The 12,970-nt window shown below is 67.0% G+C and carries 12 protein-coding genes; 8 read left to right on the forward strand and 4 right to left on the reverse strand.

The features are described from left to right. Positions 1-3: 3 nt before the first annotated feature. A complete protein-coding gene (locus ABD770_RS07805) occupies positions 4-1,215 on the reverse strand; it encodes a thiolase family protein (RefSeq protein ID WP_344818969.1) in 1,212 nt (403 codons plus the stop codon). 123 nt (positions 1,216-1,338) lie between these two features. Here ABD770_RS07805 and ABD770_RS07810 point away from each other — a divergent pair, with 123 nt between their 5' ends. Genes ABD770_RS07810 through ABD770_RS07820 form a run of 3 tightly spaced genes read left to right on the forward strand, consistent with a single transcriptional unit; the run spans position 1,339 to position 4,484 of the window. After that, positions 1,339-2,493: an acyl-CoA dehydrogenase family protein gene (locus tag ABD770_RS07810; protein ID WP_344818970.1), complete on the forward strand. Its 1,155-nt coding sequence runs from the start codon at positions 1,339-1,341 to the stop codon at positions 2,491-2,493. 36 nt (positions 2,494-2,529) lie between these two features. Further along, positions 2,530-3,675, forward strand: coding sequence for an acyl-CoA dehydrogenase family protein (locus ABD770_RS07815; RefSeq protein ID WP_344818971.1), 1,146 nt, complete (start codon positions 2,530-2,532; stop codon positions 3,673-3,675). Then, positions 3,672-4,484 (forward strand): amidohydrolase family protein, encoded by an 813-nt coding sequence (locus tag ABD770_RS07820; RefSeq protein WP_344818972.1) that lies wholly within the window; start codon positions 3,672-3,674, stop codon positions 4,482-4,484. Before ABD770_RS07815 ends, ABD770_RS07820 begins: the two co-directional genes overlap by 4 nt. Here ABD770_RS07820 and ABD770_RS07825 read toward each other — a convergent pair whose 3' ends face one another. Both ABD770_RS07825 and ABD770_RS07830 read right to left on the reverse strand, forming a co-directional pair. Next, positions 4,485-5,216 (reverse strand): FadR/GntR family transcriptional regulator, encoded by a 732-nt coding sequence (locus tag ABD770_RS07825; RefSeq protein ID WP_344818973.1) that lies wholly within the window; start codon positions 5,214-5,216, stop codon positions 4,485-4,487. A 102-nt stretch (positions 5,217-5,318) separates the two neighbouring features. Further along, positions 5,319-6,527, reverse strand: coding sequence for a CaiB/BaiF CoA transferase family protein (locus tag ABD770_RS07830; RefSeq protein ID WP_344818974.1), 1,209 nt, complete (start codon positions 6,525-6,527; stop codon positions 5,319-5,321). A gap of 72 nt (positions 6,528-6,599) precedes the next feature. Here ABD770_RS07830 and ABD770_RS07835 point away from each other — a divergent pair, with 72 nt between their 5' ends. Both ABD770_RS07835 and ABD770_RS07840 read left to right on the forward strand, forming a co-directional pair. After that, entirely contained in the window at positions 6,600-7,358 is a 759-nt protein-coding gene (locus ABD770_RS07835; RefSeq protein WP_344818975.1) for an SDR family NAD(P)-dependent oxidoreductase, read from the forward strand. Then, the gene (locus tag ABD770_RS07840) at positions 7,355-8,113 is read left to right on the forward strand and encodes an enoyl-CoA hydratase/isomerase family protein (protein WP_344818976.1); all 759 of its coding nucleotides are present in this window, start codon (positions 7,355-7,357) and stop codon (positions 8,111-8,113) included. Before ABD770_RS07835 ends, ABD770_RS07840 begins: the two co-directional genes overlap by 4 nt. Positions 8,114-8,152: 39 nt before the next feature. On the opposite strand, the gene ABD770_RS07845 is transcribed toward ABD770_RS07840, so the two are convergent. Then, positions 8,153-9,319, reverse strand: coding sequence for an acyl-CoA dehydrogenase family protein (locus ABD770_RS07845; RefSeq protein ID WP_344818977.1), 1,167 nt, complete (start codon positions 9,317-9,319; stop codon positions 8,153-8,155). A 123-nt stretch (positions 9,320-9,442) separates the two neighbouring features. Here ABD770_RS07845 and ABD770_RS07850 point away from each other — a divergent pair, with 123 nt between their 5' ends. The 3 genes from ABD770_RS07850 to ABD770_RS07860 are packed head-to-tail and all read left to right on the forward strand — an operon-like array spanning position 9,443 to position 12,969. Next, positions 9,443-10,333 carry an HpcH/HpaI aldolase/citrate lyase family protein gene (locus tag ABD770_RS07850; RefSeq protein ID WP_344818978.1) on the forward strand — a complete coding sequence of 297 codons (891 nt, stop codon included), beginning with the start codon at positions 9,443-9,445 and terminating at the stop codon, positions 10,331-10,333. Beyond that, positions 10,326-10,832, forward strand: a complete 507-nt coding sequence (locus ABD770_RS07855) for a MaoC family dehydratase (RefSeq protein ID WP_344819888.1) — start codon at positions 10,326-10,328, stop codon at positions 10,830-10,832. The genes ABD770_RS07850 and ABD770_RS07855 overlap by 8 nt, the downstream gene beginning before the upstream one ends. 34 nt (positions 10,833-10,866) lie before the next feature. Then, positions 10,867-12,969 (forward strand): acetate--CoA ligase family protein, encoded by a 2,103-nt coding sequence (locus tag ABD770_RS07860; protein WP_344818979.1) that lies wholly within the window; start codon positions 10,867-10,869, stop codon positions 12,967-12,969. Position 12,970 lies beyond the last annotated feature (1 nt).

The raw sequence follows: 12,970 nt of genomic DNA on the forward strand, positions 1-12,970 counted from the left end.
TGATCAGTCCTCGCTCTCGTGCTCGCGGCCGTCCTCGAGCCGCTCGATGATGGTGGCGTTCGCCATGCCGCCGGCTTCGCACATGACCTGCAGCCCGAATCTGCCGCCGGACGCCTCCAGGGCGTTGAGCATCGTCGTCATGAGTCGGGCTCCCGACGCGCCGAGCGGATGCCCGAGGGCGATCGCACCCCCGCGCGGATTGACTCTCGCCGGGTCCACGTCGAGCTCGCGCATCCAGGCGAGGGGGACGGAGGCGAACGCCTCGTTCACCTCGAAGTGGTCGATGTCGTCCAGTGTGAGACCTGCGCGCTGCAGAACCCGGCGCGTGGCGGGTATCGGGGCGGTCAGCATGAGAAGGGGGTCGTCCCCGACGGCGGTCATGGCGTGTATCCGGGCGCGAGGGCGCAGGCCGAGGGACGCGGCACGCTCCGCGCTGGTCAGCAGCAGGGCGGATGCTCCGTCCGTGATCTGCGAGGAGTTCCCCGCGGTGATGTTCCAGCGGACCTCCGGATAACGACGGGCGAGCTCATCGGTGCGGAACGCGCTCGGCAGTTCGGCGAGTCCGGCGGGAGTGGTGTCCGGGCGGATCGTACTGTCTTCGCTGACGACGGATTCCGGTGTTCTGATGGGGACGATCTCGCGGGTGAAGTCCGTGCTGTGCGCGAGGGCGTGCGATCTCGCCGCATATTCGTCCAGTTCCCCGCGACTGATTCCCCACTTCTCGGCCACGCGTTCTGCGGCGACGCCCTGTGAGGTCAGTCCGGGTGCGTACCGGCGGTTCACCCCTGCGCCGAAGGGGTCGGCACCGGCCCCTGCCGACCCCATGCGGACCCTGCTCATCGACTCCACGCCCCCGGCGATGACGATGTCGGCCTGTCCGGCGAGGATCGCCTGAGCGGCGAAGGACACCGCCTGCTGGCTGGACCCGCACTTGCGGTCGATCGTCACGGCGGGGACGTGCTCGGGCAGACCTGCCGCGAGCCACGCCATGCGGCCGGGAGTCGCGGATTGCTCACCGACCTGCGAGACGCACCCGATGAGGACATCGTCGACGAGGGCCGCATCGAGCCGGTTGCGCTCGATGAGCTGTCGCAGAGTCTGAGCCAGCAGATCCACGGGGTGGATGCTCGACAGCGCACCCCCCGCCTTGCCCTTGGCGATGGGGGTCCGGATCGCATCGACGATGACGGCGTCGGGCCGGGGTGTGAGCTTCATATTAATTGTTTATCATGATATACCCAGATAGAGTCCTTGATTCCTCTGAGCATGGCACAAGTGCGCCGATGGATCTAGGATAATCAATAGCAACGACGAATCAGGAGCGTGATATCGGTGTCGATGGTCACGATTGACGACTTACAGGACATCCGCCGCCTCGCGGCATCCGTCGCGCACGACGTCTACTCGCCCATCGCCGAGGAACTCGATGTCTCCCGCACGCCGATCAGCCTGGAGCAGCGTGAGGAGTTGGGGAAGCTGGGGTTTCTCGGGATCGCCCACGAGGAGCAGTACGGCGGCTCCGGTTCGCCCTTCTCGTACGCTCTCGCGGTCATAGAGGAGTTCGCGAAGGTGTGCCGACCGGCGGCATTCCAGATCTTCGAGGCCAACACAGGACCCGCGCAGGTCATCGCTCGCATCGGATCCCTCGAACAGCGTCGACGATGGCTGCCCGGCATCGTCTCCGGCGCACACACGATGGCGGTCGCGATCAGTGAACCCGATGCCGGCTCCGCAGCGACGGACATGAAGACGGCCGTGCGCAAGACGCCGCACGGGCTGGTGCTCAGCGGCTCGAAGCGATGGATCTCCAATGGCGGAGAGGCCGACCTGTATCTCGTCTACGCGCGACTGGCCGACGTCCCCGGTTCGAAGGGCATCGGCGCGGTGGTGGTGGAGAAGGGCATGGAGGGCCTGAGCTTCGGTCCCTCGGAGCGGCTCATGGGCTTTCGAGGCATCCCCTCGGCGGACGTCATCTTCGATGACGTCCGCATCCCGGAGGAGAACGTCGTCGTGCAGGCGGGCGACTTCAAGAAGCTGTTCAGTCTCTTCTCCCTGGAACGGCTCGGCAACGCGACGATGAGTCTGGCGCTGGGGCAGGCGGCGCTGGACAAGAGCGTGAAGTACGCACAGGAGCGCACGGCGTTCGGCAAGGAGATCATCGAGTTCCAGACCATCCAGACGATGCTCGCGGACATGGTGCTCGACGTGGACGGGGCACGGCTGCTGATCGATCGCGCCGCGCGGTCCGCGGATGAGGGGGTGCCCGACCCGCTTCACGTGTCGTTGGCGAAGTGCGCCGCGAACGAGATGGCCAAACGCGTGACGGATCTCGCCATTCAGATTCATGGGGGGAACGGGTATACCGAGGAGTATGGGATGGAGCGCCTGCACAGGGACTCCCACGGCTGGGCGATCGCCGGCGGTACGCCCGCGATGCAGCGTACGCGCATCGTGTCGGAGTTCACGGGTCGCAGGTTCGATCAGCGGGCCTGATCCGGATCCGATGCCGTCGATGAGAGGAGTGCGCACGTGGACGAACCCGCTCTGCGTCTGAGCGTCACGCACCAGGAGATCCGGGAGCGCGCGCGGGTGCTCGCCCGGGAGGTCGAGCCTTTCGCGGCGGCGGCGGACGAAGCCGTCGACGTGCATGCGGAGACGGCCGACGCGCTGCGCCGCAGCGGGCTCGCGGCGTACGTCGTGCCCTCCGCGTTCGGAGGTGCGGAGCCCGCGCCCGACCCGCTGTCGATCGCGATCATCCGCGAGCAGTGCATGGCGGTCTCGGCGCATCTCGACTCGCTGTTCGGCATGCAGGGCGTCGGCAGCTATGCGCTGAGCATGGGAGGCGCCGACGAACTCCGGCGGGAGTGGCTGCCGAAGGTCGCCGCACTCGACGCGATTCCCGCCATCGCGCTCACGGAGCCGGAGGTGGGTTCTGATCTGCGCGCGATCACGACGACTCTGCTGGACGAGGGCGACGTGCTGAGGATCTCGGGCAGGAAGTCGTTCATCACCAACGCACCGGTCGCAGACTTCGTCTGTGTTCTCGCACGAGAGGGCGACGGGTACTCGATGGCGCTCGTCCCGGCGGGGGCGGCAGGCATGACGGTGCGCAGCGGGCCGGATCTGATCGCTCCGCACATCATCGGCGAGATCGACTTCGAGGACGTCAGAGTCCCGGCGGGTCACCGCTTGGGGAAGCCCGGTGGCGCCTTCTCTCTCATGCTGCAGACGCTTGCGGTGTTCCGCGTGTCGGTCGCCGGCTCCGCGGTCGGGCTCGCCCAGGCGGCCCTGGACGAGGCGGTGCGTCACGCGACCGGTCGGGAGCAGTTCGGCAAGCCCCTGATGTCCTTGGGATCGGTGTCGCAGAGCCTTGCGCTGAGCTGGGCGGAGATCGAGGCCGCACGCGCGCTCACGTATCGGGCCGCTGCGCTCGCGGCCTCCGACCCGTTGGCTCACATCGCCGAGACGTCGATGGCGAAGGTCATCGCGACGGAGACCGCAGGGCGCGTCGTCGACCGCGCGGTGCAGGCGATGGGGAGATTCGGTCTGGTCCGCGGCAGCAGGATCGAGAGGCTGTATCGCAATGCGCGCCCGCTTCGCGTGTACGAGGGGTCGACCGAGGTCCTGCTGGACTCGCTGGCGAGAAGTCTGGCGAAGCGGAGCGCGACGTCATGATCATCGATGCGCATACTCATGTCTGGCCGGATCGTATCGCGGACCGGGCGCTTTCGGGCAACCCCGTTCCCGGGCTGAGTGCTCGTGGCGATGGCACGGTCGGAGGGCTGGAGCTGTCGATGCGGGGCTCCGATGTGGACGTCAGCTGCTGCCTGGGGATCGCGAATGAGGCACGGCACGTCGATCGCGTCAACGAGTTCGTCGCCGGACTCGCCTCCCCGACACGGCTGGGCTTCGGCACGGTCCACGTCGATCTGACCGTGGACGAGAACATGGCGAGCCTTGAACGTCACGGCATCACCGCGGTCAAGCTGCACCCGCTGTTCCAGCGGTTCGCCCTGGACGACCGTCGGCTGTGGGACATCCTGGATGCCTTCGGCGAGGACATCGCCGTCATCACCCATGTCGGAGCCGGCGGTGACGCCTTCACCGACAGTCTCTCGAGTCCGTCGATGATCGCGGACATCGCGAAGCAGTTCCCGCGCCTCAGGCTCATCGCCTGCCATTTCGGTGGGTACCGGATTCTCGATCACGCCGAGGAGATGCTCGCGGGCGCGGACATCGTCCTGGAGACATCGTGGCCGCCCGCGCTGAGCACGCTGCGCCCGGAGCGTGTGCGAGCCCTGATCCGGAAGCACGGCGCATCCAGAATCGTGTTCGGATCGGACTGGCCGATGGCCGATCCCGCCGCCGAGATCGCGACGATCCGCTCCCTCGGACTCACGGACGAGGAGACGGAACTGGTGCTGGGCGGGACGATGGCGCGGATGCTCCGTCTGCCCGGGCGTCAGCCCGCGCCGAGTGGGTGATCAGGTCCAGCTGATCGGCGCGTCGATCACTTCCGGGTACTTCGCCTCGATGTACTTCGTGTATTCGCCGATGTGTTCGCGCATCGTCTCCGACGCGACGTCGGGGTCGTGTGCGACCAGGGACTCATAGATCCGCTGATGCGCCTGGTGCACGGCGACTCGCCGGCGGAGGGGGTACTCGATGCCGATGGATGTGCCATCGAGAATGCCGCGCAGCGCGTCGATCAGATGTGCGAAGAGAGCGTTCCCCGAGGCCTGGGCGATCAGATCGTGGAACTCCTGATTGGTCTCCGCGAAGATCGCCGGGTCCTCGATGCTCGAGAGCATACGGTCGAGGTTGTCCTTGAGAAGGTCGAGATCCTCCTCGGAGATCCGAGTGGCCGCCTGATGGCTCATCGCCGGTTCGAGGGTGCCGCGGGCTTCGACGATGTTGCGATACGGGGCGCTCTCCATCTGCAGCAGCAGGGCGATCGACGTCGCCAGGCCCGCGCCGTTCGGTCGCTCCACCACCGGCCCTCCGCCCGGGCCGGGCTTGAGGGAGATCAGGCCCTGGAACTCCAGATAGCGGAGTGACTCACGAAGCGTGCCCCGGCCGATCCGGTAGAGCTCGAGCATCTCCTTCTCGGGGGGCAGCCGGTCTCCGGGCACATTGCCGCGCTGCTGTATGCCGGCAACGATCTGCTGCGCGACGAGAAGTGCGGTCTTCTGCGGTCGGAGAGAGGCTGAGCTCATGGAACGTGTCCTTCGGGAGGGGCCCCATGGAGCGGGGCTGATATGACAATGATACGCACAATTCGACGACGCTCCCTCGACGCGGTGCCGAAAGTCAGGGGGTCAGGATGTGGCGATCACTCCATCTTCAGCCAACTGCGTGAGGGTGTCCGGAAGGAGACCGAGTCGGCGTGTCAGGATCTCCCGCGTGTGCTCGCCGATGCGAGCGACGCCATCATAGGTCGGTCCGGCGTAATGCGCCAGATGCAGAACGGGTCCGGGCATCTTGGCGTCGCCGAGTGCGGTCCCTGTCATGTCGACGAGGGTGCGCTCGAGGAAATGCGGATCTGACACGATGTCACGGGAATCGTTCACCGGTGCGGCGACCACCTCAAAATCCTGGAGAGTCGCCAAAGCCTGATCGCGAGTGCGCCCGTGCACCCACTCTCGCACGATGTCCTGGAGTGCATCGTTGTTGCGCATCCGGGCTTCGTTCGTCGCATAGCGATCATCCGTCTTGAGATCCGGACGCCCCATCGCGTCGAACAGGCGCATGGCTATCGTCTGCGCCGAGGCCGCGATCGAAAGCCAGCTGCCGTCCGCCGCCTCGTAGATTCCTCGGGGGGAGGCCGCGCCGGAGGCATTGCCGTGGCGCGTCATCACTGTTCCCGTCGCTGTGTAGTTCAGGAGCGCATCGCCGAGGATGAACATGAGCGGCTCGTACAGGGCGATGTCGATGACCTCACCGCGTCCGGTGACCTCGCGGCGATACAGTGCCATGGCCACTCCGTAGGCGGCTGAGATCCCCGCGATCGAGTCGGCGAACCCGAAGGGAGGGGCCGTGGGAGGAGTCTCCGGCCAGCCGTTGAGATGCGCGAATCCGCTGGCGGTCTCCGCGACGGTGCCGAACCCGGGTCGATCCCGGTATGGCCCGGTCTGGCCGAATCCGCTGACGCGGGCGAGGATGAGACCGGGATGTTCGCCCGCCAACTCGTCGTAACCGAGGCCCCACTTCTCCAGACGGCCCGGGCGGAACGACTCGATGACGACGTCGGAGTCGGCGATGAGCCTGCGCACCAGATCGCGCCCCGCGGCGGTGCGGAGGTCGATGCCGACGGAGCGCTTGCCGGCGTTGAGACGGACGAACCCGAGCGAGAGTCCGTCCTTCTGGGGCTGCCAATGCCGGGCCGTGTCACCGCGCAGGGGATCCTCGACCTTGACGACCTCCGCCCCGAAGTCGCGCAGCATGCGCCCCGCGGTGGGTGCGGCGTACATCGTGCCGAGTTCGAGGACGCGTACGCCGTCGAGAGGAGCGGAGGGGAGGTCTGGCATTGTGTACTCCATCGTTCACCGTGGCCGAAGACAGATAATAATGATAGTAATGGATTAAATGCGAGGAGGCCAATGATGCACAACGTCTTCGACCTGTCGGGCAGGACGTCCCTGGTGACCGGCGGAAGTCGTGGCCTGGGGCTGGCGATGGCCGAGGCCTTCGCCGAAGCCGGATCCGACGTGGTCATCGCCAGCCGGGACCGCACGGCATGCGAGGCCGCGGCGGACACGATCGCGGCGCGGACGGGTCGTCGTGTCGTCGGTCTCTCTGCGCACGTCGGGCACTGGGATGAGCTCTCCGATCTGGTCGACGCCGTGTACGAGAGGTTCGGCCGAGTCGATGTGCTGGTGAACAATGCGGGCATGTCGCCGCTGTATGACACATTGGGGAGTGTCACCGAGGCGCTCTTCGACAAGGTCGTCGACGTGAACCTCAAAGGGCCGTTCCGGCTCTCCGCACTCGTCGGCGAGCGGATGCTCGCAGACGGCCGGGGCGGGTCGATCGTCAACATCTCCAGCGCGGCGTCCCTCAGGCCGCGAAGCCATACTCTCCCATACGCCATGGCCAAAGCGGGACTGAACGCCATGACCGTGGGGCTGGCGCATGCGCTCGGACCGAAGGTTCGCGTCAACGCGATCATCGCAGGGACCTTCCTCACGGACGTGTCCAAGGCATGGGACATGGATGCCTTCGAGCATCGTGCGCAGACGTTCGCGCTGCAGCGGGGCGGTCGGCCGGACGAGATCGTCGGTGCCGCGCTCTTTCTCGCCGGCGACGCCTCCTCTTACGCGACGGGCTCGATGCTCACCGTGGACGGCGGGCAGCCATGACGGAGGTCGAGCTCTCTTACGAGGGCGATTCAGCTCGGCTCACGCTCAATCGTCCTGCACGCCTCAACGCGTTCGACCTCGCGCTGGCGGCGCAGCTCCTGTCGGCCGTCGAAGAGGTGTCGGCCTCGGAGTGCTCGAGCCTCGTCATCCAGTCCACCGGTCGTGCCTTCTGCGCAGGGGGAGATGTGCGTGCGATGTCGGACTCGGGATCACCGGATGAGTATCTGCGCAGACTGACCGATGATGTGCACGCCGCGATCACCGTGATCCGTGCGCTGCCGATGACGGTGATCGCGCGAGTGCAGGGCCCTGTGGCCGGCGGTGGACTGGGGCTCATGCTCGCCGCCGATGTCTCGATCGCCAGTGATCTGGCGACGTTCACAGCCGGATACGGCGCTCTCGGCCTCTCGCCGGACTGCGGAGTCTCCCTGCAGCTGCCGGCGGCGATCGGAGCGCAACGCGCTCGGTCCTTCCTGCTCGGCATGACACCCGTCGACGCGCAGACGGCCGGCGACTGGGGGCTGGTCTCCCGAGTCGTCGCACATGATGCGCTCGACACCGCTGTGGAGGAGGCCGTGGCCCGCGCGAGGCTGATCGGGGCGGCGGCGGCCGGGGCGACGAAGCGCCTGCTCGACCACACGCGCTGGGCCGATGGGCTGGAGCGAGAGGCCGAGCTCATCTCTCATCTGGCAGCGACGACAGCGCGGCATCGCATCGACCGATACGGCGCCCGCCGAGTGAGAAGCGGTCGCTGAGCCGGGACTCCGGTCGACCGCCTCGACCTCGTCCTCCGGTCAGTAGGATCGGGGCAGTCCGAGCACCTTCTCGCCGAGGAACGCGAGGACCAGTTCATTGCTGATCGGGGCGATGCGCTCGACCCGGACCTCCCGCCAGTACCGTTCGACGTGGTACTCCTTCGTGTAACCGTAGCCGCCGTGGACCTGCATGGCGCGATCGGCGGACTCGAAGGCCCATTCGCTGGCCAGGTATTTCGCCTCGTTCGCCTCCTTCGCGCACGCGAGTCCCGCGTCGTAGAGGACGGCGGCTCTGCGGACGAGCAGTTCGACGGCATCGAGCTTGGCGAGCGAGTCCGCGAGCGGGAACTGCACGCCCTGATTCTGCCCGATCGGACGGGAGAACACGACGCGCTGCTTCGCATACTCGACCGCTCTGCGCAGCGCGGCCCGTCCGATGCCGAGACAGAGGGCGGCGACGATGATCCGCTCGGCGTTCAACCCGCTGAGCAGGTAGGAGAAACCTCGACCCTCCTCCCCGATGCGGTCCTCTTCGGGTACGAACAGATCGTCGATGACGAGCTCATTGGTGGCGATCGCATTCCGCCCGAGTTTCGGGATCGGGTTGATCGAGACATGCTCCCGGTCGACAGCGGTGAAGAAGAGCGTCATGCCGTCGGTGGCCTTCGCGCCGGCATCGCGGGGAGCCGTGCGTGTGATCAGGAGCATGCGATCAGCTTCCAGCGCACGGGAGATGAACACTTTGCGTCCGTTGACGCGATACCCGCCCGGGACCCTCTGCGCGAAGGTCGTGATGGCTGTGGTCTCCGTGCCCGCATCGGGCTCGGTGATCGCGAAGCACACCTGCAGCTCGCCGGCGATCGCGGCAGGGAGATACTGTCGTCGCTGCTCCTCGGAACCGTGCTTCAGGACGGGTTCCAGACCGAACAGCGCGACCTGGACCGTCGTGGCGGCGTTGAGACCGCCGCCGTTCCCCGCGACCTCCTGCATCAGAATCGACGCGGCCTGCACACCCGCGCCGCCGCCGCCGTACTCCTCAGGAGTGGTGATGCCCAGCCAGCCCTCGTCGGCCATGGCGCGATAGAACTCCCAGGGGAAGGACTGCGTCTCATCGGCGTTCGCCCAGTACTCGTCGGGGAACCTCTGACACAGGGCGCGCACGGCCTGGCGGATCTCGTTCTCGTCCTCCGCGGTGAGCTCGTCCATGAACATCTCCTCTGAATTAATCTATGTGTATGATATCCATTGATTTAGTGATTCGGGAACCGGCAGGATGGGAGGCGTCCGGTCACGCGGATCACAGTGCACACGTCGCGAGGAAGAGACCATATGCATCCGTACCGCTCCATGCTCTTCGTCCCGGGTCACCGGGCGTCGTGGGTCGACAAGGCCGTGGCGTCGGGGGCAGACGCCATCACCCTCGATCTCGAGGACTCCGTCCCACAGGACCTCAAACAGGACGCACGCCGCATCGTGCGGGAGTCGATCGAGCGCCTTCGCACCGAGAACGTGAAGATCGGCGTTCTCGTGCGAGTCAACGGGCTGGCGACGGGTCAGACGGGGTTCGATCTGGAAGCCGTCGTGGGCCCCGGCGTCGACGCGATCTTCGCTCCGAAGGTGGAGTCCGCCCTCGACGCCCAGAGGTTCGAGACGCTCATCGACTATTTCGAAGCACGCAACGGTGGAAAGGAGATCCGCCTGGTCATCCCCATGGAGACGGCCCGTGCCGTCGCGCGGTGCGAAGAGATCGCATCATCGACTCCGCGAGTCGGCGGGATTCTCGGTTCGACGGCGGAGCACGCCGACATCGCGCGCGAGATCGGATTCGAATGGACTCCCGAGGGGTTGGAGACCCTGGCGCTGAGGGCCCGCGTGCAAGTGGCGGCCAGGGCCGCGGGCGTGCATCCCATGACGGGCCTGTGGGAACGGATCCATGACCTGTCTGGCTTGAGAGAGTTCGCCCTCCAGGGCCGGCGGCTCGGTTTCCTGGGTCAGATCGCGATCCACCCGAGTCACGTGCCGATCATCAATGAGGTGTACGGGCCGAGTCCGGAGAGGCGTCGCTTCTTCGAGGGGTTGATCCAGGCATACACGGAAGCGGCGGCGCGGGGTGAGGGAGCCGTCGTCTACGAGGGCAGCCACATCGACAAGGCACATCTGGACAAGGCCCGTGAATGGCTCGCGCACGCCGACCTCGTCGAGGGTCTGAGGGATCACTGAGTGCCGGACGGCGCAGCGGGAGAGAGGGGACGGAGCGATGAGAGGGCTGTATTTCGAGGAGATGGAGCCGGGGGCGATCGTCCGGCACGTGCTGACGCGCACCGTCACGGAGATGGACAACGTGCTGTTCACGTCGATCACCATGAACGTGGCACCGATCCACCTCGACGTCGAGTACGCGAAGACGCTCCCCTACGGTCGCCCCCTGGTCAACAGCCTCTTCACCATGGGACTCATCGGAGGCATGATCGTGCCGGAGCTGGTGTTCCGGACGTCGCTCGGGAATCTCGGCTACGAAGAGGTGAAGTTCCCCAACCCGGTGTTCGTCGGCGACACACTGCGTGCGGAGACGACGATCCTCGACAAGCGACTGTCCCGGAGCGACTCGTCCCGAGGGATCGTGTGGTTCGAGCACCGTGGCCTCAATCAGCGGGATGAGCTCGTCATGACGTGCCGTCGAGCAGGGATGGCGATGCGCCGTCCCGCTGGGGAGGGCTGATGAGCCTCAGAGGCCGTGGGCGGGGACGCGTCCGATGAGTCTGCAGGAGACTGAACGCCCCTCGCTGGACCTCCGGTCGCTGCTCGCGCCTCGGAGTATCGCCGTGGTGGGCGCATCGGCGGATCAGGGCAGGCACAACGGGCGCCCCATCGCCAACCTGCTTCGCACGGGATACGACGGACGGATCTACCCCGTCACCCCGCGGGAGGGCGACGTCCGCGGCCTTTCCTCCTTCCGCACGGTCCTGCAGGTGCCGGAACAGGTGGACCTGGCAATCGTCCTGGTCCGGGCGGACAGGGTGCTCGGAGTCCTCCGGGAGTGCGCGGAGGCCGGCGTGCGCAACGTCGTGGTCAATGCGTCCGGATTCGCGGAGGAGGGTGAGGAGGGGCGCCGCGCGCAGGAGGAGATCCGCAGCATCGCGCGACAGAGTGGGATGCGCGTGATCGGGCCGAACTGCATCGGGGTGCTGTCGGTCACCGATGGCGTCCTGCCCGTGACGACCCTGAATGTGACGGTGGAGCAGACACCGGGCGATGTCGCGATCGTCAGCCAGTCGGGCGGGATGGCGGCGAACATCTTCAACAGGGCGCAGGCCGACGGGGTCGGGGTGCGCGCGGCGCTGAGCCTGGGCAACGAGGCGGACGTGGATGTCGCGGATGCGGTCGCCGCACTCGCCGATGACGCAGCCACCGAGACGATCCTGATGTATGTGGAGCAGCTGCGCGACATCCCGCGGTTCCGCCGAGCCATGGCCCGCGTTCGCGCGGCGGGCAAGGCCGTCCTGTGCGTCAAAGCGGGCCGATCGGATGCGGGGATGCGCAGCGCGCAGAGCCACACCGGTGCGATGGCCGGAGCATTCGCCGTGTTCCGGGATCTCGTCGAGGGGATGGGCGTACGCGTCCTGGACGGGCTGGACGAGATGATCGACACGGCGAGGATCCGTCAGCGGTTCGGCTCCGTCGCCGGGAGGCGCGTTCTCGTGGTCTCGCCCTCGGGCGGTGAGTGCGGGTATGTCGCCGATCTCGCTGAGGAGTCCGGGCTCATCCTCCCGGAACTCTCGGAGGGCCTCGGACAGCGACTCGGCGAGTTGATGAGGTTCGGAGCCCCGTCGAATCCACTCGATCTGACCGGCCAGGTCATCGGAGATGACGCGTTGCTGGACGGTGTCTTCCACGCGATCGCAGACGGACCGGAGTTCGATGCCGTCGTGGTCGCTCTGCCGACGTGGGGAGACTTCGACTCTCAGCGGCTCATGCCGCGCATCACCGCCGCGGTGCAGGCGCTCGAGATCCCTGCGGTCGTCACAGCCTGGTCCTCCCACGGGCTGACCGAGTGGCGCGACGGATATCTCCGAAGCAGTCCGCTGCTGGCCTTCGACAGCCCCGGTCGCGCCGTCCGCGCCCTCGCATTCGCTGCGTCGCTCGACGGGGTGGGCGCGGCGTCCGAGTCGGCGGCACGGGTCCTCTCACCAGTCCATTGGGATGCTGAAGCGGTGCGGGACGAGGCGTCCGCGAAGAGGTGGCTGCACGGGCTGGGAGTTCCCGTGAGCGAGGAACTGGTCCTGCCGCTCGGCGAGAGCGAGGCGCCGCCGTTCGGCTACCCGGTCGTGGTCAAGGGGGTTGCACCCGGTGTCGCGCACAAGTCGGAACTGGGACTCGTCGAAGCCGACGTGCGCGACGAGCGTGACTTCAAACGGGCGGTCGCACGAATCCGTCAGTCGGCGACTGTGCACGCGGTGGACCTCGCCGGGATGCTCGTCGCGCGCAGGTATGCGGGTGTGGAGCTCATCGCCGGGATCACCAGGGACCGTGCTTTCGGGCCGGTGATGATGGTCGGTGCGGGCGGGGTGCTCGCGGAACTGCTCGACGACACGGCGTTCCTCGCATGTCCGGCTTCTCCGGCGCAGGTGCGATCGACGCTTGAGCGCCTGCGGATCACGCGGCTGCTCAGCGGATTCCGGGGCGGCCGAGCGGATGTGGATGCCCTTGTGGCACTGCTCGTGCGCGTATCGGAGGTCGCCGCGGGCTGCCCGGAGCTCGGCGAGCTCGATCTCAATCCCATCATCGTCGGCGAGCCCGGCGAGGGCGCCGTGGTCGTCGATGCTCTGGTGCGGTACCGACGAGATGACCGGGAATGAA

It is taken from the genome of Microbacterium soli, from assembly GCF_039539005.1.
In the GTDB taxonomy this organism is placed as follows: Bacteria; Actinomycetota; Actinomycetes; order Actinomycetales; family Microbacteriaceae; genus Microbacterium; species Microbacterium soli.

Excerpts from the sequence above, each read along its gene's own strand:
- ABD770_RS07835 (WP_344818975.1), top strand. The coding sequence starts at position 6,600 with ATGATGCACAACGTCTTCGACCTGTCGGGCAGGACGTCCCTGGTGACC.
- ABD770_RS07850 (WP_344818978.1), top strand. The coding sequence starts at position 9,443 with ATGCATCCGTACCGCTCCATGCTCTTCGTCCCGGGTCACCGGGCGTCG.
- ABD770_RS07820 (WP_344818972.1), top strand. The coding sequence starts at position 3,672 with ATGATCATCGATGCGCATACTCATGTCTGGCCGGATCGTATCGCGGAC.
- ABD770_RS07805 (WP_344818969.1), bottom strand. The coding sequence starts at position 1,215 with ATGAAGCTCACACCCCGGCCCGACGCCGTCATCGTCGATGCGATCCGG.
- ABD770_RS07845 (WP_344818977.1), bottom strand. The coding sequence starts at position 9,319 with ATGGACGAGCTCACCGCGGAGGACGAGAACGAGATCCGCCAGGCCGTG.
- ABD770_RS07860 (WP_344818979.1), top strand. The coding sequence starts at position 10,867 with ATGAGTCTGCAGGAGACTGAACGCCCCTCGCTGGACCTCCGGTCGCTG.
- ABD770_RS07810 (WP_344818970.1), top strand. The coding sequence starts at position 1,339 with ATGGTCACGATTGACGACTTACAGGACATCCGCCGCCTCGCGGCATCC.
- ABD770_RS07840 (WP_344818976.1), top strand. The coding sequence starts at position 7,355 with ATGACGGAGGTCGAGCTCTCTTACGAGGGCGATTCAGCTCGGCTCACG.
- ABD770_RS07825 (WP_344818973.1), bottom strand. The coding sequence starts at position 5,216 with ATGAGCTCAGCCTCTCTCCGACCGCAGAAGACCGCACTTCTCGTCGCG.
- ABD770_RS07830 (WP_344818974.1), bottom strand. The coding sequence starts at position 6,527 with ATGCCAGACCTCCCCTCCGCTCCTCTCGACGGCGTACGCGTCCTCGAA.